The following is a 23,172-nucleotide window of genomic DNA, read 5'->3' as shown; positions in this document are numbered from 1 at the left end:
GTTTGCGGCGCGCGCGGTCTTGGGAGAGAGCGCCGCCGCGAATCGGGATCAACCACAGCCAACAATAAAACCGAAGGAGACAAGCATGATCAGATTGCGTCCGCTCGTGGCAGCTACGGCCATTTTCGCGGCAATGGGTTCCGGGGTTGCGGCTGCCGATACGGTGAAGATCGCCTTTATCGACCCGCTGTCCGGCCTGATGGCGCCGGTGGGGCAGAACCAGCTAAAGAGCTGGCAGTTTGTCGCGGACATCGCCAACCAGAAGAACTGGGGGGGCGGGAACAAGTTTGAAGTGGTTGGCTTTGACAACAAGCTCTCGCCACAGGAAAGCCTGACCATCCTCAAGCAGGCGGTGGACCAGGGCATCCGCTATATCGTGCAGGGCAACGGCTCCTCCGTGGGCCTGGCGCTGGAAGACGCGGTGGCCAAGCACAACGAGCGTAATCCGGGCAAGGAGATCGTCTACCTGAACTACGCCGCGGTGGATCCGGACATGACCAACGGCAAGTGCAACTACTGGCACTTCCGCCTGGACGCCAATTCCGACATGAAGATGGAGGCGCTGACCACTTACCTGGCCAAGGATCCCAGCGTCAAGAAGGTCTACCTGATCAATCAGAACTACTCCTTCGGCCACCAGGTGGCGCGCGCCGCCAAGGAATACCTGAAGCGCAAGCGTCCGGACATCCAGATCGTCGGCGAAGACCTGCACCCGCTGGCGCAGGTCAAGGACTTTGCCCCTTATGCGGCCAAGATCAAGGCCTCCGGGGCCGACACGGTGATCACCGGTAACTGGGGCAGCGACCTCGCGCTGCTGATCAAGGCCGGCAAGGACGCGGGCCTGAGCACCAACTACTACACCTACTACGCCGCCACCACCGGCGTGCCGACCGCCATGGGTCCGTCGGAAGCCGGGCACGTCAAGTACGTCGGCTACTACAACCCCAACAACAAGGGCTTCAAGGGCGCGGACGTCATCGAAGGCTTCAAGAAGAAGTACAACGATGACTTCTACGTGATGGCCGCATACACCGGCATCGCCATGCTGGGCAAGGCGTTCACGGACGTCAAGTCGACGGATCCGGTCAAGGTGGCCAAGGCGCTCGAAGGCCTCAAGGCCGAAAGCCTGAATGGCACGGTGGAGATGCGCGGCTCGGATCACCAGGCCCAGCAATCGCTGGTGGTGGCTACCTGGACCAAGGTTGACGGCAAGGAGGTCAAGTTCGACCAGGAAAACACCGGCTTTGGCTGGAAGACCGATGCGCTGATGGATCAGTACGTGGCAGCGCAGCCGACTTCCTGCCAGATGAAGCGCCCGGGCTAAGCTCGCGCGCGGCGGATGGCGCGGCCAGTTCCGGCGCGCCACCCGATCCTGCATACTTCGGTCGACCCGGCGCGACGCATGCCGCTTTCGGGTGGGCGGCGCTCACCCGCGCGCGCCCGTTCTCCGACCGGCCGATCGGTGGCCGCCAACTGGCCACGTGCGTCAGAATGAAGGATAAGTTGTGGAATTCTTCGTCATTTCCCTATTGAACGGCGTCAGCTACGGGCTGTTGCTGTTCATGCTCTCTTCCGGGCTTACGCTGATCTTCAGCATGATGGGCGTGCTGAACTTCGCGCACGCCAGCTTCTACATGCTGGGCGCGTACTTCGCCTACACCATTGCCAGCAAGATCGGCTTCTGGCCCGCGCTGATCTTCGCGCCGCTGCTGGTGGCCGGCGCTGGCGCGCTGGTGGAGCGCTTCGGGCTGCGCACCGTGCACAAATACGGGCACGTGGCGGAGCTGCTGTTCACCTTCGGCCTGGCTTACCTGATCGAGGAAGGCGTGAAGCTGGTATGGGGCCTTGCCGCCGTACCCTACCGCATCCCGGCAGAGCTGGACGGGCCGCTGTTTACAGTATTCACCTCCTCGTTCCCCAAGTACCGCGCCTTCATGATGGTGGTGTCGCTGGCCATGCTGGTGGCGATCTACCTGGTGCTCACCCGCACCCGCATCGGGCTGGTGATCCAGGCCGCGCTGACGCATCCGGAAATGGTCGAGGCGCTTGGCCATAATGTGCCGCGCGTGTTCATGATGGTGTTCGGTGGTGGCGCTGCGCTGGCGGGGCTGGCCGGCGTGATCGGCGGCAATGCCTTTATCACCGAGCCGTCGATGGCGGCGGCGGTGGGGTCGATCATCTTCGTGGTGGCGGTGGTGGGCGGCATGGGGTCTTTAGTGGGGGCGTTCATTGCCTCGCTGCTGATCGGCGTACTGCAGACCTTTGCCGTCACGCTTGACGCCTCGCTGGCTGGCCTGCTGGGCTCGATCGGCCTGCAGGTTACCGACAGCACGCCGCTGTCCTCGCTATGGAAGCTCACGGTGGCGCAGGTTGCCCCGGTACTGCCGTATCTGTTGCTGGTGGTGATGCTGATCTTCCGCCCGCGTGGTTTGATGGGCACCAGGGAGGGTTGATAGCATGAGCATGGAGACGACAATGCAACAACGCCGCGAGACGGTTGTGACCGGCAGCACCATGCGCTACCGCCCGATGAACCTGGCACGCTGGGCGATCTGGGGCCTGACCGCGGCCCTGATGCTGGTGATGCCGCTGTTCTTCACCGGCGGGTTCGCCATCACGCTGATGTCCCAGATGGGCATCATGATTATTTTCGCGCTGTCCTACAACATGCTGCTCGGGCAGACCGGCATGCTGTCGTTTGGCCATGCGGTGTACGCGGGCCTGGGCGCCTTCATCGCCATCCACGTGCTCAATATGGTGGGGGCGGGCAAGGTATGGCTGCCGGTGTCGCTGCTGCCGGTGGTGGGCGGCCTGGCCGGCGCCTTCTTCGGCGTGCTGTTCGGCTATGTCACCACCAAGAAGTCCGGCACCACCTTCGCGATGATCACCATGGGCATCGGGGAAATGGTATTTGCCAGCTCGCTGATGTTCCCGGATTTCTTCGGCGGCGAGGGCGGCATCTCCACCAACCGCATGGTGGGAGACCCCGTGTTCGGCATCACCTACGGACCCGGGCGCCAGGTGTACTACCTGATCGCGGTGTGGTGCCTGTTGTCGATGGTGGCCATGTACGCCTGGACCCAGACGCCGCTCGGCCGCATTGCCAACGCGGTGCGTGACAACCCGGAACGGGTGGAATTCATCGGCTACAACACGCAGCGCGTGCGTTACCTGGTGCTGATCCTGTCGGCGTTCTTCGCCGGCATCTCGGGGGCGCTGTCGGCCATCAACTTCGAGATCGTGTCGGCCGAGAACGTCAGTGCGGTGCGCTCCGGCGGGGTGCTGCTGGCAGCCTTCATTGGCGGCGCGGGCGTGTTCTTCGGGCCGGTGATCGGCGCGGTGGTGTTCATCCTGTTCGCGGTGGCGCTGTCGGACCTGACCAAGGCCTGGCTGCTGTACCTTGGCCTGTTTTTCGTGCTGATGGTCATGTTCGTGCCGGGCGGCATCGCCAGCTTGCTGATGATGCAGGTGCCGCTGCTCGCGCGCGGCAAGCTGCGCGCCATGTTGCCCGACTACGGCCGCGCCGCGGCTGCCGGGCTGGTGCTGCTCGCCGCGGTGATCCTCACCGTGGAGCTGGTCTACAAGGTGCAGGTGGACAGCGCCAACGGGACGGAGATGTCGCTGTTGCGCATCGGCTTCGACGCCGCGACGGTGAAGCCGTGGCTGGTGGCCGCAGCGTTGTGGGTGGCCGGCCTGCTGGCTTGCCGCGCCGCGCGCGCGCGGGTGCGCGCCACGTGGGACAAGGTACAGGCCGAAATGGCGGGAGGCACGGCATGAGCGCCGCACTGGAACTGAACGACGTACGCAAGAAATTCGGCCAGACCGAGATCATCCGGGGCGTCAACCTGAGCATCCCCAAGGGGGAGCGGCATGCGCTGATCGGCCCCAACGGCGCCGGTAAATCGACCACCTTCAACCTGATCTCGGGGCGCTTCGCGCCAAGCTCGGGCACGGTCAGGCTGAATGGGCAGGAGATCGGCGGGCTGCAGCCATTCGTGATCAACCGCATGGGACTGTCGCGCAGCTTCCAGATCACCAATATCTTTCACCGCTTGTCGGTGTTCGAAAACCTGCGCTGCGCGGTGCTCTGGTCATTGGGCTACAAGTATTCGTTCTGGCATCGCCTGTCCGAGCTGCGCGACGCGCGCGAGCGGGCGGACGAAGTGCTGGAGCTGATCGGGCTGCAGCACCGCCATAGCACCCAGGCCAGCCTGCTGACCTATGCGGAACAGCGCGCGCTGGAGATCGGCATCACCATCGCCGGCGGCGCCGAGGTGATCCTGCTGGACGAGCCCACGGCCGGCATGAGCCGCTCGGAGTCCGACCATGCGGTGGAACTGATCCGCCGCGTCACCGTGGGCAAGACCCTGGTGATGGTGGAGCACGACATGAGCGTGGTGTTCGGGCTGGCCGACCGGATCTCGGTGCTGGTCTACGGCGAGGTCATCGCCACCGACACGCCCGAGGCCATCCGCGCCAACCGCAAGGTCAAGGAAGCCTACCTGGGCACGACCCTGGACGAACCTGCTACTGAGGGAGCGCACTGATGGGCAAGCGCATGCTGGACGTGCAGGGCCTGCACGCCTACTACGGCAAAAGCCATATCCTCCACGGCGTCGACGCGCATATCGACGAAGGCGAGATCGTCGCGCTGCTGGGCCGCAACGGGGTGGGGCGCTCGACCATGGCCAAGGCCATCCTCGGCATGGTCAAGGCGGAGGGCTCGGTGCGCTTTCGCGACGAAGAGATCCTCGGGCGGCGCACCTTCGAGATCGCCCACCTGGGCGTGGGCTACGTGCCGGAGAACCGCGATATCTTTCCCACGCTCACGGTGCGCCAGAACCTGCAGCTCGGGGAGAAGCGCAATCCGCGCCAGTCCAAGCCTCGCTGGACGGTGCAGGACATGTACAACATGTTCCCGCGCCTGAAGGAGCGCGAGAATACGTCAGCCGGCGTGCTCTCCGGCGGCGAGCAGCAGATGCTCACGCTGTGCCGCACCCTGATGGGCGACCCCGACCTGGTGCTGATCGACGAGCCTACCGAAGGGCTGGCCCCGATGATCGTCGCGCTGGTGGGCGATTACCTGAAGGTCTTGAAGGAGCGTGGCGTGTCGGTGCTGCTGATCGAGCAGAAGCTGGCTATCGCGCTGGATATCTCGCAGCGGGTCTATGTGATGGGGCACGGGCACATTGTGTTCGAGGGCACGCCTGGGGACCTGAAGGCCAATGCCGCCATTCGCAAGGAATGGCTGGAAGTGTAGGCCGGATGGGTGTCCTCGTTAGCCCGGGACACCCATCCACGCCGGCTCGTGCGCCGGCACTGCCCTGAGGCCAATTACTTCGCCCTCAGGAACTCACCGACCTCAAGCAGCACCAGTTCATTGTCGTCGGCCTTGTTAGGCTCGCGGCTGCTGGAGAAGGGCAGGTTGTTGTCGTTGCCGACCACGATATGGGTCGGGTCGACCACATCCACGTTCTCGATGGTGAAGAACGGGAACTTGAGCACGCCTTCATTGAGCGGCTTGCGGGCCAGCTTGTCGGGGTCGGCGATATTGAGCAGGTCGATGTAGCCGATCTTGCGCACCGGGCCGCCCGCGTTGGCGTCGCTCAGTTCGATCTTGTAGATGCGCTTGAACTTGGCGATATCCGAGAAGCAGTCGTTGCGCTTCTGGCCTTCGGGGCAGGCTTTGTCGGCCGTGCCTTCGCCGTTATCGCGCTCGATGATGAGGCCGGTGCTGGCGTCGATCATGTTGAAGTCGCCGATGGCGTTGCCATTGGCTTCCAGCGGGTACTTCCATGAGCGGCCCGTCCACTTGCCGGCCTGGGTGTCGAACTCCAGCACCCGCAGGGCTTCCTTGCCGCCGATACGCTCAAAATCCTTGGTTTCGGCGCTCCACACGGGGCCTTCCAGCAGCGCGTAGAGCTTGCTGCCGTCCGGTGATGAGGCCATGCCTTCGAAGCCCTTGGAGCGCTTGACCTGGAAGTCCACCGCGCCGCCCGGCACGCCCGGCGTGGTCACGGCGGGATGGTCCGGCGAGCGGACGACCTTGCCGTCGACCAGCGTGTCGTACACGGCCAGCACCTTGCCTTGCAGGTCGGCCTTGATCAGGAAGGGCCCGAACTCGTCGCCGATCCACAGCGCGCCGCCGGCGAACTGGAAGCTTTCCGTGTCGAAGTCCGAACCGGTCAGGTAGCGTTGCCTGGTGCCTTCGTGGACGACGCGGAAGGGCACCTTCTTGTCCGGATCGTGCAGGAACACAGTGCCCAGGCGATGGAGCTTGCCGCTCTTGAAGTCCACCTTGTAGTGATTCAGGTAGAGCATGAAGTCCGGCGAGTTGGCCTTGCTGCCGGCGCCGTTGTCGGTCAGCACCCAGAAGCTGCCGTCCGCCATGTGCTTGATGCCGGAATGGCCTTGCAGCGGCTGGCCCTTGAAGGGCAGCGAGACGCCCGTCGGCCGGTTGTTCGACTGGCCTTCCACCGCACCGATCTTTTCCACGCGCGCGCCGGTGGTGAACTTGCCGCTCTCCTGCAGGTCCTGCGGCGCGTCCTTGGGCGCGGCGATATAGCTCTGCGCGGGCAGGATGGCGTGGCCGGCGAGGGTGGCGGGGTAAGCGGCAGGGGCTGTGGCCTGGGCCGCGGCGGGCAAAGCCCAGGCCGCAGCGGTGACGGCGATAACGGCAATGACGGTCGCGGACGGGAGGATGCGCATGTAGGAGAAAAGTGGTGTCGAAAGACCGCTACGATGCATGGGCCACGTGACGGTGGCGTGATGAAGGCGTGACGCTCGCGTGACAGATAAGTGTCTCGGTCTGACAACAGCCGCGCGCGCTGATCTGATCGTCAACATTGCCAGATCATGCCATTGCGCATTACGATCGTTTCCCTTCATTCATCAATCGCACTGCAAAGGAGAGCACACCATGAAAACGTCGACGCATCCTTGCAGGCCGCGCCAGGTTTAATCGTTCCGCCGCGCAAGCGCATTGCCAAATTGGCATCGCGTTGCGCGGTGAGTTGCATTGCCCGGCTCCGGCCTGCCACATCAGATTCTTTCTCTTATCTGGATGGTATATGGGCAATGGCATCAAGCATCTGTCCGAACGCGTATCGCTGATCGCGTCGGACCACACCTGGATCGAAGGCGACGCGATCCAACAACTTCACCACACCGCTAGTCTCGCCGGCATGGAGCGAGTCGCCGGCATGCCTGACTTGCATCCTGGCCGGGGCTATCCGGTGGGCGCGGCCTTTTTCTCCAGCGGCCGGCTTTATCCTGCGCTGGTCGGCAATGACATCGGCTGCGGCATGGCGCTGTGGCGCACGGAGCTGGACGCGACCAGGATCGGCGCGGACCAGCTGGAGAAGCGGCTCGGCAATATCGATGGGCCGCTCGACGCGTCATGGGCCGAGGCCGTGGCGCAGGTCGTGGCCAGCCAGTCGCTGCAAGGCGTGGGGCACGAGCACGCGCTGGGCACGATCGGCGGGGGCAATCACTTTGCCGAAGTGCAGCAGATCGACGAGATTCTCGACGAAGCCGCGGTGGCGGCGCTCGGGCTGGAACGCCGCCGGCTGGTGCTGCTGGTGCACAGCGGCTCGCGCGGGCTCGGCCAGGCAATCCTGCAAGCTCAGATCGAGCGCTTCGGCCACAGTGGCTTGAGCGGCGGCAGCCAGGATGGCGCCGACGATCTGGCCAGGCATGCGCAGGCGATGCGTTTCGCGCAAGGCAACCGCGAGCTGGTCGCGCGCCGCATGCTGGACCGGCTGCGGGGCGGCGGCGAGCGGGTGCTCGACGTCGACCACAACTTCCTGGCCGCGGCCACGATCGACGGCATTGCCGGCTGGCTGCACCGCAAGGGCGCCACGCCGGCCGATGCCGGCCCGGTGGTGATCCCGGGCTCGCGGGGAGATTACAGCTACCTGGTCGAGCCGGTCGCCGATGCGCGCAGCTTGTTGTCGCTGGCGCACGGCGCGGGCCGCAAATGGATGCGCGGCGAGTGCAAGAGCCGCTTGTCGGGGCGCTTTACCGTCGAGCAACTAAGCCGGACGCGCTTTGACAGCCGCGTGATCTGCCGCGACCGGCAACTGATCTACGAGGAGGCGCCGCAAGCCTACAAGCCCATCGAGAGCGTGGTGGCGGCGCTTTGCGACGCGGGCCTGGCAAGGCCGCTGGCGCGCCTGCGCCCCGTGCTCACATACAAGACCAGCGGGGAGTGCTGCCGATGATCCTGCTACAACTTTCCGCGGCGCAAGGGCCATCCGAATGCTGCCTGGCAGTCAGCCGGGCGCTCCGGCGCCTGCTGCACGAGGCGACGCTTTGCGGCGTGCAGATCGAGATCATCGACGAGGAGGGTGGCGAGCGCGCGGGCACCCTGCGCTCGGTGCTGGTGAGCCTGGATGGCGAGCCGGCGCCGGACTTGGCGCGCCAGTGGGAGGGCACAGTGCAATGGACTTGCCAGAGCCCTTACCGGCCCCGGCATGCGCGCAAGAACTGGTTTATCGGCGTGGCGCGTTGCGCTGCGCCGTCGCCAGCCCTGGCGGGCGAGATCCGCTTTGAGACCTGCCGGGCCTCCGGGCCAGGCGGGCAGCACGTGAACCGTACCGAGTCGGCTGTGCGCGCCATCCATGTGGCGACCGGCATCAGCGTCAGGGTGCAGTCCGAGCGCAGCCAGCATGCCAACAAGCGCATTGCCACGTTGCTGATTGCGCACAAGCTGGCGCAGCAGGCGGACCAGAGCACGCTCGCCCAACGCGCCCAGCGGCGCTTGCTGCACCATCAGGTGGAGCGCGGCGCCCCGGTGCGGGTATTCAAGGGGGAGCGCTTCGAGCCGGCCTGAGGCAAGGACATGACGCGGCGCCTGCATTACGGACGCCGCGCCGGTGCCGGGGCGCTGGTGCCTGTCTCTATGCAGCGCCTTCATTCGCTGTTGGTGTCCTCGTCGCCAGCGTCATCCAGTACCTCTCGGACAGCCGCTTCAATCACGTCGAAGGAGGCTTGCGGAACGCGATCGGAAAAACGCTTGCGCCGCTTCTTGGAGATGACGCCATCGTTGTCGAGGCAGATGACCACCAGCGTCGCCAGATCATTGCCGCGGACGTCGATTCGCTCGTTCACCCGCCGCATCACCTGATCATAGCGCCCAAGGAAAACCGTTTCCTGGCGCAACTCCACATCCAGTGCCTGCGCCGCCATCCGGAAACCGAATTCGACGCAATGCGTGGCATCCCAGTAGCGAAAGATCGAATCGTCCGTCTTGAACTCGAACTGGTATTCGCCTTCGTCGATCCAGGTAACCCTCACCCGCTCACGGGCCTGGCGTGAGTACGATTGGAGCGCAACAAGATAGTCCGCCTCATTTCGCTTCATGGCGACTGACACAGGCAGGAGCAGTCCCTTCGCCAGCTTCCCGGACGTGCACAGGGCTTTGTGAAAGAGGAATCGCGACAGCCGTCCATTGCCATCCATGAACGGATGAATGAAGACAAAGCCGAACGACGCGATGCTCGCAGCAACGATGGGGTCGGTCTGGCTCGGTGCGTCGTTGGCGAACGCCATCCACGCGTCCATGAGTGGCTCGACCAATTCCGGCCATGGCGGCACGTACGTTACGCCACTAGCGCCGCGCCCTGGCCCTCGGAGCCAGTTCTGCTCGCCCCGGAACTGCACGGCCTGATCGAGCGGGTTGAGCACGGTCGACGACTGCAATTCAGCCAGGTAGTCCTCGGTAAGGCGTTGGCCTTCATGGGCTTGGCGAAGGAGCTGGACAAAGGCACGAGCCTTGTCTTCGCTCGGGGCCTCATGCTCAATCGCATAGGAATCCTCTGTTTCATGCAGATAGGCCCAGGCTAGCGCACGGTCAAGCATGGCAGGTCCGAGGCTCTTCAGGAACGCGTTGGCACGCCCCAGGATGTCGGAGGCGATCCCCGCCTCGATCGCCGGTGTGCGTTCGACCGTGGCGCAGTAAGCCAGGGAGCCTAGTCCGTTGAAATCTACCCGCCACCGTGCATCGCGGCGCGAGGGGCCCGTGATATAGCGAGCTGGATCGAATACGCTCACATAGCCGACCGTGATCTCCGGCCGACCCTCAAGCCGCTGGCCACTGAAGTGTTCCCAGAGAAACGCCGCGACCCGGATGTATTGGCCATTAGGTGTTTGGTGCAGCGCTGCAAGCATTTGCGCCGCGGGGATTGTTGGGAGCGCTTGAGCCAGGATTTGGAGATTGACCCCTTCGTGCTTCAAGGCGAACAGAACGTGATCCAGCGGCTGGGCTGATTGTGGTGCCACCTGTGCCGGAATGGCCAGCAGTCCGTTGCCTGGCATCACCTTTGTGACCGGCTGTATTCGCGCTGGCTGCGCTAGGGCAAACGCAGTCAACTCACCTGTTCGACGAAGAAACTCATACCCCACTGCGCTCATATTTTTCTCATCGCCCCATGTTTTTTCGCATTATTGCATGACGCATCCTCTTTTTTGTAAGAAGTTACTTTTAGGTAACTTTATACGGCGATGGCCAGATGGTGGTGGTGAGGTTTTTTCTTAGCCGCTTATGATTTTTGCCAGTTTTCAAGTGATGGATCAGATTTTTGCCAGTCGGTGTTGTGATCAATCCTGATGTTGACGAATTATCTACATTTGGATAACCTGTCCATATGAAAAAACGTACACCAGAACGCACGCCCGAGCAGCAAGCGCTGCTCGAGCAACTCAAGCAGGTGGCCCAAGGTTTGAGCGAGACCTTCGCGCCCTTTTGCGAGGTGGTTGTTCACGATCTGCTGGACCCCAAGCACGCCATTCTCGCCATCCATAACAACCTGTCGGGCCGTCAGGTGGGAGACCCCGCAACCGAGCTGGGCCTTGCCCGTATCGCCGACCCCGAGTATCCGCAGGTGATCGCCAACTATGCGAATCAGTTCGCCGACGGGCGGCAGGCCAAGAGCACGTCGATCGGCATCAAGGATTCGGCCGGGGGCTATGTGGCCGCCCTGTGCATGAACGTCGACCTGACGCTGTTCCGCAGCTTGCAGAACGTGCTGGGCCAGTTTGGCAGCGTGGACGCGGGCGCAGCCATGAAGGAGTCGCTCGACCCGGCCGGCGCAGATGCCATCCGGGCCCGCATCGACCAGTTTGCCGCACGGCTGGCCACCACGCCGCGATCCCTCAAGGCCGAAGACAGGCGTGCGTTGCTGCGCGAGCTCAAGAAGGCGGGGTTCATGGAGGTGCGCCGCGCCATGGAAATCGTGGCGCTGCATCTCGGCGTGTCGCGGGCTACGGTGTACAGCTATGCCAAGTGAAGCGCGCTTGCTCCTGCTCGACAAGAACCAGGTCGAGTCACTGCTGCAGCCGGCAGATGCCATGGAGGCGGTGAGCGAAGCCTTTGCCCTGCATAGTCAGGCAGAGGGCCGTGTCTTTCCGCTGGTTCGGGAGCCGCTGGCGACCGGTGGCGTGTTCGGCATCAAGTCCGGCGACGTCCAGTCGCAAGGCCTGCTGGGTTTCAAGGCGGCTGGATTCTGGCCGGCCAACCGCGAGGTGGGCGGCGAGCCGCATCAGGCCACGATCATGCTGATCGATCCGGCAACCGGGCGGCCAGTGTGCATGATCGATGGCAACGCCGTCACCACGATGCGCACCGGTGCCGCCGGCGGCCTTGGGCTTCAGTGGCTGGCACGCCAGGACAGCGAGCGCCTGTGTCTGTTCGGCACCGGCGTGCAGGCGCGGATTCAGTTGACGTTTGCCCTTGCGCTGCTGCCCTCGCTCAATCAGGTTCAATACGTTACGGTAACAGGCCAGCCCGACGCGGCGTTCGAGCGCGCCTTTGCCGAGCGCTGTGAGATCTCCCATGCCCCTGAGCGCAATGCGGCAGTGGCGGGCAGCGACGTAGTCATCACCGCTACGCCTGGCGGCGGTGCGCTGTTCGACCTGCAAGCCGTGCAGCCAGGCACGCACCTGAACTGCGTGGGCGCGGACACGCGTGGCAAGCGCGAGTTGCCCGACGGCCTGCTGGCGCGCGCGCGGCTGTTTGTCGACGATCGGGACCAGGCCCGCCAGATCGGCGAAATGCAGTGGGCGCCGGATACGCCTTGCACGGAAATCGGCGACGTGCTGGGCGGCAAGGTGCAAGTTGAGCGCCACGATACCGACATTACCGTCTTTGATATGACAGGCCTGGCCTTGCAGGACCTGACCGTGGCTCGCCTGCTCCAGCGGCGAGCCGCCACCGCGCAAGCTGGCACCAGCATCCACTGGCCCTGGTAGCCTTTTTACTCAAACGAGACTTACGATCATGCTGAATCTACCGACCTTTGATGATGTGTCAGCCGCCGCTGCGCGGCTTGAGGGCTACGCGCACCGCACCCCCGTCATGCGCTCGCGCACCGCGGACAAGGAAGTGGGCGCTGAGCTGTTCTTCAAGTGCGAGAACCTGCAACGCATGGGCGCTTTCAAGTTTCGTGGCGCCTTCAACGCGTTGTCGAAGTTCGACGAAGGCCAGAGGCGGGCGGGGGTGGTGGCCTTTTCCTCGGGTAACCACGCGCAGGCCATCGCGCTCTCGGCCTCCCTGCTCGGCATGCCGGCGACGATCATCATGCCGCATGACGCGCCGGCCGCGAAGGTTGCCGCGACCAAGGGCTACGGCGGCAAGGTGGTGATCTATGACCGCTATACCGAGGACCGCGAGGCAATCGGCCGCAAGCTGGCCGAGGAACAGGGCCTGACGCTGATCCCGCCGTATGACCACCCGGATGTCATCGCCGGGCAGGGCACCGCCGCCAAGGAGTTGTTCGAGGAAACCGGCGAGCTGGATGCCCTGTTTGTCTGCCTTGGCGGCGGCGGGCTGCTTTCCGGGTCCGCGTTGTCCGCGCGCGCGCTGTCTCCCCAATGCAAGATCTACGGCGTGGAGCCTGCCGCTGGCAACGACGGCCAGCAGTCGTTCCGCACTGGCTCGATCGTGCATATCGAGACACCCAAGACCATCGCCGACGGCGCGCAGACGCAGCACCTTGGCAACTACACGTTCGAGATCATTCGCCGCGATGTCGATGACATCGTTACCGCGACCGACGACGAGCTGGTCGACTGCATGCGCTTTTTCGCGTCGCGCATGAAGCTGGTGGTGGAGCCCACCGGCTGCCTCGGCTTTGCCGCCGTGCGTGCCATGAAGGCCGAACTGCAAGGCAAGCGCGTGGGTGTCCTCATCAGCGGCGGGAACATCGATATCGACCGGTTCGCCGCGTTGCTTGCTGGCTGATTGGCCCGATCCGCGCGCGGGCCGGGCGGTGCGCATGGCACCGCCCGGCCATGCCGCGTGGCGCAGGTGACGTTGGCCCCGGCGGCGTGATTGCCGGGGTCGGCGGCATCACAGCCAGGAACAGATTCGACCATTCCTACCGATCGCCATTCGTGTGAGCCTGTCCATCAGGCTGCGCGCGCGATGGCGTTTGCCTTCACCGGGATCCCCACTCGGTATCGCTATCGCATGCCTGGCCTCGCTCTGGCCATTCCCTCCATTCCCTCCATTGTTTCCGCTTTGCTGCCGTTGCCCGAAGGCATGCGCCTGCGTGCGCCTGTCGCCGGCGCTGTGCACTCATCTTGCCGAAACACTTCGGGTTTTCATTGTGTTGACGTTTTATCTAGTGTTGGATAATCTGTCTTATCGACATGGGCGGGATGCACTGTGCGTCGATATTGGAAACTGGCCAGGAGGCGAAGCTTTGAAAACCACTAACAAACTTACCCGCTGGATCATGCTCAGCATGGTCCTGGGTGTCATCGTCGGCTATGCCTGTCACCGCATGGCGGCCGACGCGGCAGCGGCCAAGACGATTGCCGGGAATTTCTCGATCATCACCGAGATCTTTCTGCGCATGATCAAGATGATCATCGCCCCGCTCGTGTTTGCGACCCTGGTCTCGGGCATCGCGAGCATGGACGACACCAAGGCAATTGGCCGCATCGGCGCCAAGGCCTTGACATGGTTCCTCCTCGCGTCACTCGTGTCGCTGAGCATCGGACTGCTGTTCGTGAACCTGGCGCAACCCGGTGTCAGCCTGAACATGGTTCTGCCGGACGCCGGCGCAAGCACGAATCTCAAGACCGGCGCACTCAACTTGAAAGAGTTCGTCACGCATATTTTCCCGAAGAGCATCTTCGAGGCCATGGCGACCAATGAGATCATGCAGATCCTGATCTTTTCGCTTTTCTTCGGCATTGCGCTGGGCAAGACGACCGGTGGCTCGGGCCAATTCCTGAAGCGGTCCGTCGACGAACTGATGCACGTGATGCTGCACATCACGAATACGGTGATGTTGTTCGCGCCGGTCGGCATCTTTGCGGCGCTTGCCGCGGCCATCACCGTGCAGGGCCTTGACGTACTGGTGACCTATGGCAAGTTCATTGGCGCGTTCTATCTCGCTTTGCTGGCCCTGTGGGCCGTGCTCTTTATCGCGGGCTATGTGGTTCTCAAGGGGCGTATGTTCGATCTGGCAAAGGGTATCCGCGAACCCATGATGATTGCCTTTTCCACCGCCAGCAGCGAGGCGGCTTACCCGAAGATGATCGAGCGGCTGCAGCGCTTCGGGGTGAAGAAGCGCCTGGTCGGCTTTGTCCTGCCGCTGGGATACTCCTTCAACCTCGACGGTTCCATGGTGTATCAGGCGTTTGCGGCGGTCTTTATCGCGCAGGCCTTCGATATCCATATGTCGCTCGGGCACCAGATCACCATGCTGCTGATCCTGATGGTCAGCAGCAAGGGCATGGCCGCGGTCCCGCGCGGCTCGCTGGTGGTGGTAGCAGCCATCTTGCCGATGTTCGGCTTGCCTGAGGCCGGGCTGTTGCTGGTGATGGGAATCGATCAGTTCCTGGATATGGGGCGCACGGCGACCAATGTCCTGGGCAATAGCATTGCCACTGCCGTCGTTGCCAAATGGGAGGGGGAGCTCGGGACCGAAGAAGAGTTTGACCCGCTCTGCGTCGATGTGGCCGCCGGTCACGGCGAACCGGTCGCACCAGCGATACCTTCCCCGGCGCGCATGGCTTGATCGCACGGAAAAGCAATTTGCTTATGAGAATGCCGGGCATGCTCTTATAAGAAAGATATTGTTTCGCTGGGGCGGAGTGCGCAATACGCTACGCACTTTGCCCGAGTACCTGCCATGTCCTTTCCCGTCTCATTCACAGCGCGCGCATTCGTGGCGCTGACCGCCCTCGCTGCTTTGGCCAGCCTCCAGTCCGCGCGCGCCCAGAGCCCGATCCTGGAGCAGATCCGGGAATCCGGCACGATCACGATGGGCTATCGCGAGGGAGCGTTGCCGTTTTCTTTCTCCGACATCAAGGGCCAGCCTTCGGGCTACGCCGTGGATTTGTGCCTGCGTGTGGCCGAGGCCGTGCGCCAGAAGCTCGGCCTGAAGGACCTGAAGGTGCGCTGGCTGCCGCTGACGGCGCAGAGCCGCGTGCCGGCGGTGATGAACGGTCTGGTGACCGTGGACTGCGCGCCCAACACCAATACGGTCGAGCGCCAGAAGCAGGTCGCATTCAGCGTATCGCACTATGTGTCGGTGGTGCGCATGCTGGTTCGCGAGGATTCCGGCATCCAATCTCTCAACGACCTGCGCGGCAAGGTCGTGGTCACCAGCGCGGGCTCCACCGGCGATCGCCACGTGCGCCGGCTCAAGACCCAGTACGCCTACAACGACGTGTACGCGAAGGACCATAACGAGTCCTTCCTGTTGCTGGAGACCGGCCGTGCCCAGGCCTTCGTGCTGGATGATGTGGTGCTGTATGGCCTGCGCGCCAATTCAAAGGCCCCGTCGCAATACACGGTCGTCGGGCCGGCGCTTTCCACGGAGCGCAACGCGCTGATGCTGCCGAAATCCGATCCGGAATGGAAGCAGCTTGTCGACCAGACGTTGACCTCGGTCTTCGCCGGCCCTGAGGTGGTGGCATTACAGAAGCGCTGGTTCCAGCAGCCGATCGGCACGCGCGGCATCAACCTCGCGCTGACGCCATCGCCCGAGGTGCTGGCCGCGTGGAAGCGTCCCACCGACGAGGCGGCGGAGTGAGTCGGCCGATGCACGCAGCCCTGCCGACCTATGACGATGTGGTGGCCGCCGCGAGCCGGCTGGCCGGGCACGCGTGGCGCACACCGGTGCTGCGTTCGCCCGCGATGGATGCCTGGGTCGGCGCCGAGCTGTTCTTCAAGTGCGAGAACCTGCAACGTACCGGCGCCTTCAAGTTTCGCGGCGCCTTCAATGCGCTGGCGCGCTTCGATGCCGGGCAGCGCCGCCGCGGCGCGGTCGCGTTCTCCGGCGGCAACCACGCGCAAGGCATTGCGCTTGCCGGGCAGGTGCTTGGCATTCCGGTGGTGGTGGTGATGCCTCGTGACGCGGCGGCGTCCAAGGTGGAGGCGACCCGTGCCTGCGGCGCGCAGGTGGCCTTGTACGACCGCCAGGTGGACGACCGCGAAGCGATCACGCGGCGCCTGGCGGAAGAACATGGGATGACCCTGATCCCGCCCTACGACCATGCCGATGTCATTGCCGGGCAAGGTACGGTCACGCGCGAATTGCTGGAGGAAACCGGCCCGCTCGATGCCTTGTTCGTTTGCCAGGGGGGCGGGGGGCTGCTTGGGGGCGCCGCCCTGGTGAAAGAACAGCTCTCGCCCGGTTGCCTGCTGTACGGCGTCGAGCCGCAGGCCGGCAATCATGGGCAGCAGTCGCTTCGCCGTGGCGCCATCGTGCATATCGAGCCACCCGACACGATTGCCGACGGCGCGCGCGCCCAGCATCTTGGCGCGCTGACGTTCGGGCTGATCCGCCGCGGCGTGACCGACATCCTCGCCGTGCCGGACCATGCGCTGCTTGAATGCATGCGCATGTTCGCGCAGGCCATGAAGCTGGTGGTCGAGCCGACCGGCTGCCTTGGCCTTGCGGCCGCGCGCTATGCGGGGCTACCGCTGCAGGGCAAGCGTGTTGGCATCATCATCAGCGGCGGCAATGTGGATCTGGCGCGTTATGCGGCATTGCTGTCGGTGGACGCGTGCCTTGGCAGTGAAGCCGCAGCCGGCCCTGCCTCGGCTGCCCGCTTGCAGTTGAACGGCATATCTTCGTAGTCGATCAGCCGCGTCTTCTTGACCAGCCGATAGCCAAGCCAGAGAACCAGGAACAGCGGCACGCCGATGTAGGTGCCGACAATCTCCAGCCAGCGCCCGCGCACGTCGGAGAAGGCCTGGTAGTTCTGGCCAAGCACGATCACCACGCACAGCACGATGGCAAAGATGGGGCCAAACGGGTAGAGCGGCGAGCGGTAAGCCAGGTCGGACGGCTTGTAGCCCTGGTGCACCAGCCCCCGGCGAAAGCGGTAGTGGCTGATGGCGATACCAAGCCAGGCGATAAAGCCAGTCATGCCGGACGTGTTCAGCAGCCACAGGTAGACCGCCTTGTCGCCAAACAGCGAGCTGAGAAAGCACAGGGCGCCGACGGCGGTGGTGGCGAACAGCGCGACGTAGGGCACGCCGCTGGCGGAGAGCCGCGCCAGCGCGCGCGGCGCCCGCCCGCTGACCGCCAGCCCGTAGAGGATCCGGGTGGAGGCGTACATGCTGGAGGTGCCGGCGGAGAGCAGGGCGGTCAGCACCACGGCATTCATCAGGCCAGCGGCGAAGGCCAGGCCGGCGTGGCGGAACACCAGCGCGAAGGGGCTGACGCCGATGTCGGTGACGTCGTTGCGCAGCAGGCTGGGGTCGGTGTAGGGGATCAGCACGCCGATGATCAGGATCGCCAGCACGTAGAACAGCAAGATGCGCCAGAAGGTCTGGCGGATGGCGCGCGGGATGGTGCGTGCCGGGTCGGCGGCTTCGCCGGCGGCCACACCGACCGTTTCCGTGCCCTGGAAGGAGAACCCGGCGATCATGGCCACGCCGAACATGGCGGGGATGCCGCCAACGAAGGGGGCATCGCCCAGCGTGAAGTTGTGCCAGCCGGACTGCGGGCCACCTTGCATGATGCCGAAGATCATCATCAGGCCGGCAGCCAGGAAGATCAGGATCGTGGCCACCTTGATCAGGGCGAACCAGTACTCGGCCTCGCCGAAGCCGCGTACCGAGAAGGCATTGAGGCCAAACATCAGCAGCAGGAAGCCCGCGCTCCACACCACGCCGGAGACGTGCGGAAACCAGTACTGCATCACTAGTTGAGCCGCCGCCAGCTCCACGGCAATCGTGACCGCGAGGCTGAACCAGTAACTCCAGCCGAGCGCGAAGCCAAAGCCTTCTTCTACGTACAGCGCGCTGTAGGTGACGAAAGAGCCGGCCACCGGCATATGCACGGCGAGCTCGCCCAGGCTGGTCATCAGGCAGTACACCATCAGCCCGATCAGGCAGTACATCAGCAGTGCGCCACCGGGCCCCGCCTGGGAGATCGACGCGCCGGAGGCTACGAACAGCCCGGTGCCGACCGCGCCGCCGATGGCGATCATGGTCAGGTGGCGGGCCTTGAGTTTGCGCTGCAGGTCGTCGTGCTCGACGACGGGGTGCTGGTGAGGATGAGGTTGGGAAGACATCAGGGTCACTGGAACTTCGGCGGGCGGGGCCGCGACTTCGGAGCGGGTGACGCCTTGTGGGGCACCCGAGCGGGCAAAGGGCGCGAGTTTAGCGGGTTATCCGGGTAAATCCGAGGGTTGCGGCGGTTTATGTCAGGAAAGTCGCCTACTGTGACTAGAGGCCATCCTCAGGAACTGGATAATGTGCTGTAGGGGTCATGAGACTCCGGGCTTACCCTAGCTTTTTGGTGGCCTTTGGCAGCCTGAATGCACGCCGGCGCGATCCGCCATGAATGAGGCGCATGGTGGTGCCAGCGAAGCCCCAAAATGAAATTGAACGACCGTGCTATTTTGTGTATGCTTGATCCGCTCGCGATAGGGTGGGCACGGGCCGAGGGGGGCAAGCACAGTGCTTCCCCGGTGGCCGGGCGGTGGTTTTAGGCCCCGCGGAAAAACATAATTCGAGAATTCGAATCCCGAGACACCTTCTAGTTCTAGTTACCAAAGGAACCAGCATGACAGCGCAGTATCAGGTTCAGGACGGCGTCGCCGTCATCACGCTCGACAATCCCCCCGTCAATGGCCTGGGTCTCAGCACCCGGCTTGGCATCGTCGAAGGCATGACCCGTGCGCTGGACGATGCGGCCGTCAAGGCCATCGTCATTACCGGCGCCGGCAAAGCCTTCTCGGGTGGCGCCGACATCCGTGAATTCAATACGCCCAAGGCCACCCAGGAGCCGACGCTGCACTCGGTGATCAAGGTCGTGGAAGGATCTAGCAAGCCCGTCGTGGCGGCGATCCATTCCGTCGCCATGGGCGGTGGCCTGGAACTGGCGCTGGGCTGTAACTACCGTGTGGCTTCGAAGGGCGCGCAGATCGCCCTGCCGGAAGTGAAGCTGGGCCTGCTGCCCGGCGCTGGCGGCACGCAGCGCCTGCCGCGCGTGATCGGCCTGGAAGCCGCCCTGAACATGATCGTGTCGGGCAACGCCATCCCCAGCGAAAAATTCGCCGGCACCAAGCTGTTCGACGAGATCGTCGACGGTGACGTGCTGCCCGCAGCCGTGGCGTTTGCCAAGACGGCGGCGGCCAACCCCGGCCCGTATCCCAAGGTGCGCGACCTGAAGGTCAAGCACGAGAACGCGGAAGGCTTTATCGCTTTCTCGCGCAATACCGTGGCAGCCGTTGCCAAGAACTTCCCGGCGCCGCTGAAGTGCGTGGATGCCGTGGCCGCCTCGCTCAAGCCGTTCGAAGCTGGCCTGAAGGCCGAGCGCGAGGGCTTCATGTACCTGATCACCACGCCGGAATCGCGCGCGCTGCGTCACGCCTTCTTTGGCGAACGCGCCGCCAGCAAGATTCCTGACGTGCCGGAAGGCACCGCAACCCGCAAGATCGAGAAGGTCGCCGTGATCGGCGCCGGCACCATGGGCGGCGGCATCACCATGAACTTCCTGAACGCCGGCGTGCCGGTGATCATGCTGGAAACCAAGCAGGAAGCGCTGGACCGCGGCGTGGCCACGATCCGCAAGAATTACGAAAACAGCGCCAAGAAGGGCAAGCTCACGCAAGAGAAGGTCGAGCAGCGCATGGGCCTGCTGACCACCACGCTGTCCTATGACGAGATCAAGGACGCGGACATGGTCATCGAGGCCGTGTTCGAGGAAATGGGCGTCAAGGAGATCGTCTTCAAGAAGCTGGATGAAGTGATGAAGCAGGGCGCGATCCTGGCTTCGAACACCTCCACGCTGGACGTCAACAAGATCGCCTCCTTCACCAAACGTCCGCAAGACGTGGTCGGCATGCACTTCTTCAGCCCGGCCAACGTGATGAAGCTGCTGGAAGTGGTGCGCGGCGAAAAGACGGGCAAGGACGTGCTGGCAACCGTCATGCAGGTCGCCAAGAAGATCAAGAAGACCGCCGTGGTATCGGGCGTGTGCGACGGCTTTATCGGCAACCGCATGATCGAGCAGTACAGCCGCCAGGCTGGCTACCTGCTGGACGAAGGCGCGCTGCCGGAGCAGGTGGACAAGGCCATCGAGAAGTTCGGCTTTGCCATGGGCCCGTTCCGCATGGGCGACCTGGCCGGCAACGACATCGGCTGGGCGATCCGCAAGCGCCGCGCGATCGACAAGCCGGAAATCCAGTACTCCAAGACCGCCGACCTGCTGTGCGAACTGGGTCGCTATGGCCAGAAGACAGGCGCGGGCTGGTACGACTACAAGGCGGGCGACCGCAAGCCGTACCCGAACCAGCAGGTCAACGACATGATCGTGCAGCATTCCAAGGACCTGGGCATCACCCGCCGCAAGATCTCCGATGAGGAAATCGTCGAGCGCCTGGTGTTCGCGCTGGTCAACGAAGGCGCCAAGATACTGGAAGAAGGCATTGCCTCCAAGGCCTCGGATATCGACATGGTCTACCTGACCGGCTACGGTTTCCCGCTGTTCCGCGGTGGCCCGATGCTGTACGCGGACCAGGTTGGCCTGTTCAATGTGGCGCAGTCGATGGCGCGTTATGCCAAGGGCTACCACGGCGAAGCCTGGCAAGCAGCCCCGCTGCTGGTCAAGTTGGCTGGCGAAGGCAAGGGCTTCAACGGCTAAGCATAGCCAAGGCGATTTCGCGCGGCGCAGTCAGGCCGCGCGGGGTTCTCATCACTGATCGCAAACCGGTCACCAAGCGAGGAGTAGCGGCATGGCCAAGCAATACGGCCCCGAAGATTGCCTGCTGGTCATCGACGTGCAGAACGACTTCATGCCGGGCGGCGCGCTTGCCGTGGCGCATGGCAATGAAGTCGTCCCCGTGATCAACCGCCTCGCGACGGCGTTTGCGCGAGTGGTGCTGACCCAGGACTGGCATCCCGCCGATCACGTTTCGTTTGCCGCCAACCATGCCGGCACGCAGCCGTTCCAGACCGTGGCGTTGCCCTATGGCCAGCAAGTCCTGTGGCCCACGCATTGCGTGCAGGGCACCTACGGCGCGGCGCTGCATGCCGGGCTGGAAGTGCAGCACGCGCAGATGGTGATCCGCAAGGGCCATCACCGCGAGGTGGATAGCTACTCGGCCTTCATGGAGGCCGACCGCGCCACCCCGACGGGGCTCGCGGGCTATCTGCGCGAGCGTGGCGTGCGCCGGGTGTTTTGCGTGGGACTGGCAACGGATTACTGCGTTGCCTGGAGCGCGCTGGATGCCCGCGCGGCGGGGTTCGAGGCCGTCGTGGTCGAGGATGCCTGCCGCGCCATCGACCTCGACGGGTCGCTGGCGCGTGCGTGGCAAGACCTGGAAGCCGCGGGCGTGCGACGCGTGCAATCGGCTGCGCTGCTGTCCTGAAACCGAAGAATCGCCAAGCCAACCCGAGCTGACGCGGCTGAACCCAGCCAACGACATATTGCATGACACTGCCGGACGTGAACGCACGCCGCAGGTCACCAGATACCAGAGATACCGAGGAGCAAGACATGAAAGAGGCAGTCATCGTTTCCACCGCACGTACCGGCCTGGCCAAAAGCTGGAAGGGTGCTTTCAACATGACCCACGGCGCGACCCTGGGCGGCCATGCGGTCCAGCACGCCATTGCGCGCGCCAAGATCGACGCCGGCGAAGTGGAAGACGTGCTGATGGGCTGTGCCAACCCGGAAGGGGCCACTGGCGCCAATATCGCGCGCCAGATCGCGCTGCGCGCGGGCTGCCCGGTTACCGTGCCCGGCGCCACCGTGAACCGTTTCTGCTCGTCCGGCCTGCAAACCATCGCCATGGCCGCGCAACGCGTGATTGCCGATGAAGGCGACATCTTCGTGGCCGGTGGCGTGGAGAGCATCTCCTGCGTGCAGCAGGAAATGAACCGCCACATGATCCAGGAAAGCTGGCTAACCAAGAACAAGCCGGAAATCTACTGGAACATGCTGCAAACTGCCGAGAACGTGGCCAAGCGCTACAACATCTCGCGCGAGCGCCAGGACGAGTACGGCGTGCGCAGCCAGCAGCGCGCGTTCGCGGCCCTGGAAGCCGGCAAGTTCAACGACGAAATCGTGCCGATCACGGTGCTCGCGGGCGTGGCCGACAAGGCGACCGGCCAGCTGATGACCAAGGAAGTCACGGTCTCGGCCGACGAAGGCATCCGCGGCGATACCACGCTGGAAGCCGTGTCGAAGATCCGCACCGCCATGCCCGGCGGCGTGGTCTCGGCAGGCAATGCATCGCAGTTCTCCGACGGTGCTTCGGCGGTCGTGGTCATGGATTCGAAGGTGGCCGAGGCCCGCGGCCTGCAGCCGCTGGGCGCGTTCCGCGGCTTTGCCGTGGCCGGCTGCGAGCCTGACGAAATGGGCATCGGCCCGGTGTTCGCGGTGCCCAAGCTGCTGAAGAAGGCCGGCCTGACGGTTGCCGACATCGGCCTGTGGGAGCTCAACGAAGCCTTCGCCGTGCAGGTGCTGTACTGCGCCGACACCCTGGGCATCCCCATGGACCGCCTGAACGTCAATGGCGGCGCCATCGCGGTGGGCCATCCCTATGGTGTGTCGGGCGCCCGCCTGGTCGGCCATGCGCTGATCGAAGGCAAGCGCCGTGGCGCGAAGTACGTGGTGGTGACCATGTGCATCGGCGGCGGCCAGGGTGCTGCCGGCCTGTTCGAAGTCTTCTGAGGCGGCACGTTACCGTGCG

General features: G+C 64.1%; 20 protein-coding genes. 16 read left to right on the top strand and 4 right to left on the bottom strand.

The window, feature by feature from the left end:
- Positions 1-85 precede the first annotated feature (85 nt).
- From AC1RQC_RS00440 to AC1RQC_RS00420, 5 genes are all read left to right on the top strand, one after another.
- A complete protein-coding gene (locus tag AC1RQC_RS00440; protein ID WP_492374562.1) occupies positions 86-1,324 on the top strand; it encodes a branched-chain amino acid ABC transporter substrate-binding protein in 1,239 nt (412 codons plus the stop codon).
- A 181-nt stretch (positions 1,325-1,505) separates the two neighbouring features.
- The gene (locus AC1RQC_RS00435) at positions 1,506-2,453 is read left to right on the top strand and encodes a branched-chain amino acid ABC transporter permease (RefSeq protein ID WP_150990296.1); all 948 of its coding nucleotides are present in this window, start codon (positions 1,506-1,508) and stop codon (positions 2,451-2,453) included.
- Between the two features lie 10 nt (positions 2,454-2,463).
- Positions 2,464-3,777, top strand: a complete 1,314-nt coding sequence (locus AC1RQC_RS00430; RefSeq protein ID WP_043351905.1) for a branched-chain amino acid ABC transporter permease — start codon at positions 2,464-2,466, stop codon at positions 3,775-3,777.
- Positions 3,774-4,547 carry an ABC transporter ATP-binding protein gene (locus AC1RQC_RS00425; RefSeq protein ID WP_043346660.1) on the top strand — a complete coding sequence of 258 codons (774 nt, stop codon included), beginning with the start codon at positions 3,774-3,776 and terminating at the stop codon, positions 4,545-4,547. Before AC1RQC_RS00430 ends, AC1RQC_RS00425 begins: the two co-directional genes overlap by 4 nt.
- On the top strand, positions 4,547-5,260 hold the full coding sequence (locus tag AC1RQC_RS00420; RefSeq protein WP_043346656.1) for an ABC transporter ATP-binding protein: 714 nt from the start codon (positions 4,547-4,549) through the stop codon (positions 5,258-5,260). The genes AC1RQC_RS00425 and AC1RQC_RS00420 overlap by 1 nt, the downstream gene beginning before the upstream one ends.
- A 74-nt stretch (positions 5,261-5,334) precedes the next feature.
- On the opposite strand, the gene AC1RQC_RS00415 is transcribed toward AC1RQC_RS00420, so the two are convergent.
- Both AC1RQC_RS00415 and AC1RQC_RS00410 read right to left on the bottom strand, forming a co-directional pair.
- The gene (locus AC1RQC_RS00415; RefSeq protein WP_492374563.1) at positions 5,335-6,708 is read right to left on the bottom strand and encodes an esterase-like activity of phytase family protein; all 1,374 of its coding nucleotides are present in this window, start codon (positions 6,706-6,708) and stop codon (positions 5,335-5,337) included.
- Between the two features lie 176 nt (positions 6,709-6,884).
- Entirely contained in the window at positions 6,885-7,019 is a 135-nt protein-coding gene (locus tag AC1RQC_RS00410) for a hypothetical protein (protein WP_492374564.1), read from the bottom strand.
- Positions 7,020-7,070: 51 nt separating this feature from the next.
- On the opposite strand from AC1RQC_RS00410, the gene AC1RQC_RS00405 reads away from it, so the two are divergent.
- Together AC1RQC_RS00405 and prfH are read left to right on the top strand one after the other, a co-directional pair.
- Positions 7,071-8,222, top strand: coding sequence for an RNA ligase RtcB family protein (locus AC1RQC_RS00405; protein WP_492882255.1), 1,152 nt, complete (start codon positions 7,071-7,073; stop codon positions 8,220-8,222).
- The gene (gene prfH / locus AC1RQC_RS00400) at positions 8,219-8,833 is read left to right on the top strand and encodes a peptide chain release factor H (protein ID WP_492829908.1); all 615 of its coding nucleotides are present in this window, start codon (positions 8,219-8,221) and stop codon (positions 8,831-8,833) included. The genes AC1RQC_RS00405 and prfH overlap by 4 nt, the downstream gene beginning before the upstream one ends.
- 80 nt (positions 8,834-8,913) lie before the next feature.
- On the opposite strand, the gene AC1RQC_RS00395 is transcribed toward prfH, so the two are convergent.
- Positions 8,914-10,413: a Fic family protein gene (locus AC1RQC_RS00395; protein ID WP_492882254.1), complete on the bottom strand. Its 1,500-nt coding sequence runs from the start codon at positions 10,411-10,413 to the stop codon at positions 8,914-8,916.
- A gap of 233 nt (positions 10,414-10,646) precedes the next feature.
- Between AC1RQC_RS00395 and AC1RQC_RS00390 the strand changes: the two genes are divergently transcribed.
- The 6 genes from AC1RQC_RS00390 (at position 10,647) to AC1RQC_RS00365 (ending at position 17,098) form a co-directional block, all read left to right on the top strand.
- Positions 10,647-11,288 carry a helix-turn-helix transcriptional regulator gene (locus tag AC1RQC_RS00390; protein WP_492829912.1) on the top strand — a complete coding sequence of 214 codons (642 nt, stop codon included), beginning with the start codon at positions 10,647-10,649 and terminating at the stop codon, positions 11,286-11,288.
- A complete protein-coding gene (locus AC1RQC_RS00385) occupies positions 11,278-12,249 on the top strand; it encodes an ornithine cyclodeaminase family protein (protein ID WP_492829914.1) in 972 nt (323 codons plus the stop codon). Before AC1RQC_RS00390 ends, AC1RQC_RS00385 begins: the two co-directional genes overlap by 11 nt.
- Positions 12,250-12,277: 28 nt before the next feature.
- Positions 12,278-13,240, top strand: coding sequence for a threo-3-hydroxy-L-aspartate ammonia-lyase (locus AC1RQC_RS00380; RefSeq protein WP_492374569.1), 963 nt, complete (start codon positions 12,278-12,280; stop codon positions 13,238-13,240).
- A gap of 463 nt (positions 13,241-13,703) precedes the next feature.
- Positions 13,704-15,029, top strand: a complete 1,326-nt coding sequence (locus AC1RQC_RS00375; RefSeq protein WP_492374580.1) for a dicarboxylate/amino acid:cation symporter — start codon at positions 13,704-13,706, stop codon at positions 15,027-15,029.
- Between the two features lie 114 nt (positions 15,030-15,143).
- A complete protein-coding gene (locus AC1RQC_RS00370; RefSeq protein ID WP_492882253.1) occupies positions 15,144-16,049 on the top strand; it encodes an amino acid ABC transporter substrate-binding protein in 906 nt (301 codons plus the stop codon).
- A gap of 8 nt (positions 16,050-16,057) precedes the next feature.
- The gene (locus tag AC1RQC_RS00365) at positions 16,058-17,098 is read left to right on the top strand and encodes a threo-3-hydroxy-L-aspartate ammonia-lyase (protein ID WP_492882252.1); all 1,041 of its coding nucleotides are present in this window, start codon (positions 16,058-16,060) and stop codon (positions 17,096-17,098) included.
- Here the strand turns inward: AC1RQC_RS00365 and AC1RQC_RS00360 are convergent.
- Complete coding sequence (locus AC1RQC_RS00360) at positions 16,999-18,543, bottom strand: amino acid permease (protein WP_492374571.1); 1,545 nt, start codon at positions 18,541-18,543, stop codon at positions 16,999-17,001. The genes AC1RQC_RS00365 and AC1RQC_RS00360 overlap by 100 nt on opposite strands.
- 494 nt (positions 18,544-19,037) lie before the next feature.
- Here AC1RQC_RS00360 and AC1RQC_RS00355 point away from each other — a divergent pair, with 494 nt between their 5' ends.
- From AC1RQC_RS00355 to AC1RQC_RS00345, 3 genes are all read left to right on the top strand, one after another.
- Positions 19,038-21,119 carry a 3-hydroxyacyl-CoA dehydrogenase NAD-binding domain-containing protein gene (locus tag AC1RQC_RS00355; protein WP_174426390.1) on the top strand — a complete coding sequence of 694 codons (2,082 nt, stop codon included), beginning with the start codon at positions 19,038-19,040 and terminating at the stop codon, positions 21,117-21,119.
- Between the two features lie 91 nt (positions 21,120-21,210).
- Entirely contained in the window at positions 21,211-21,846 is a 636-nt protein-coding gene (gene pncA / locus AC1RQC_RS00350) for a bifunctional nicotinamidase/pyrazinamidase (protein WP_492812626.1), read from the top strand.
- Positions 21,847-21,974: 128 nt separating this feature from the next.
- Entirely contained in the window at positions 21,975-23,153 is a 1,179-nt protein-coding gene (locus tag AC1RQC_RS00345; RefSeq protein WP_492374573.1) for an acetyl-CoA C-acyltransferase, read from the top strand.
- The last annotated feature ends 19 nt before the right edge of the window (positions 23,154-23,172 follow it).

It is taken from the genome of Cupriavidus sp. GW822-FHT03E04 (assembly GCF_058801495.1).
The sequence above is the reverse complement of the archived record's forward strand: the minus strand, read 5'-3'. Positions and strand labels throughout refer to the sequence as shown.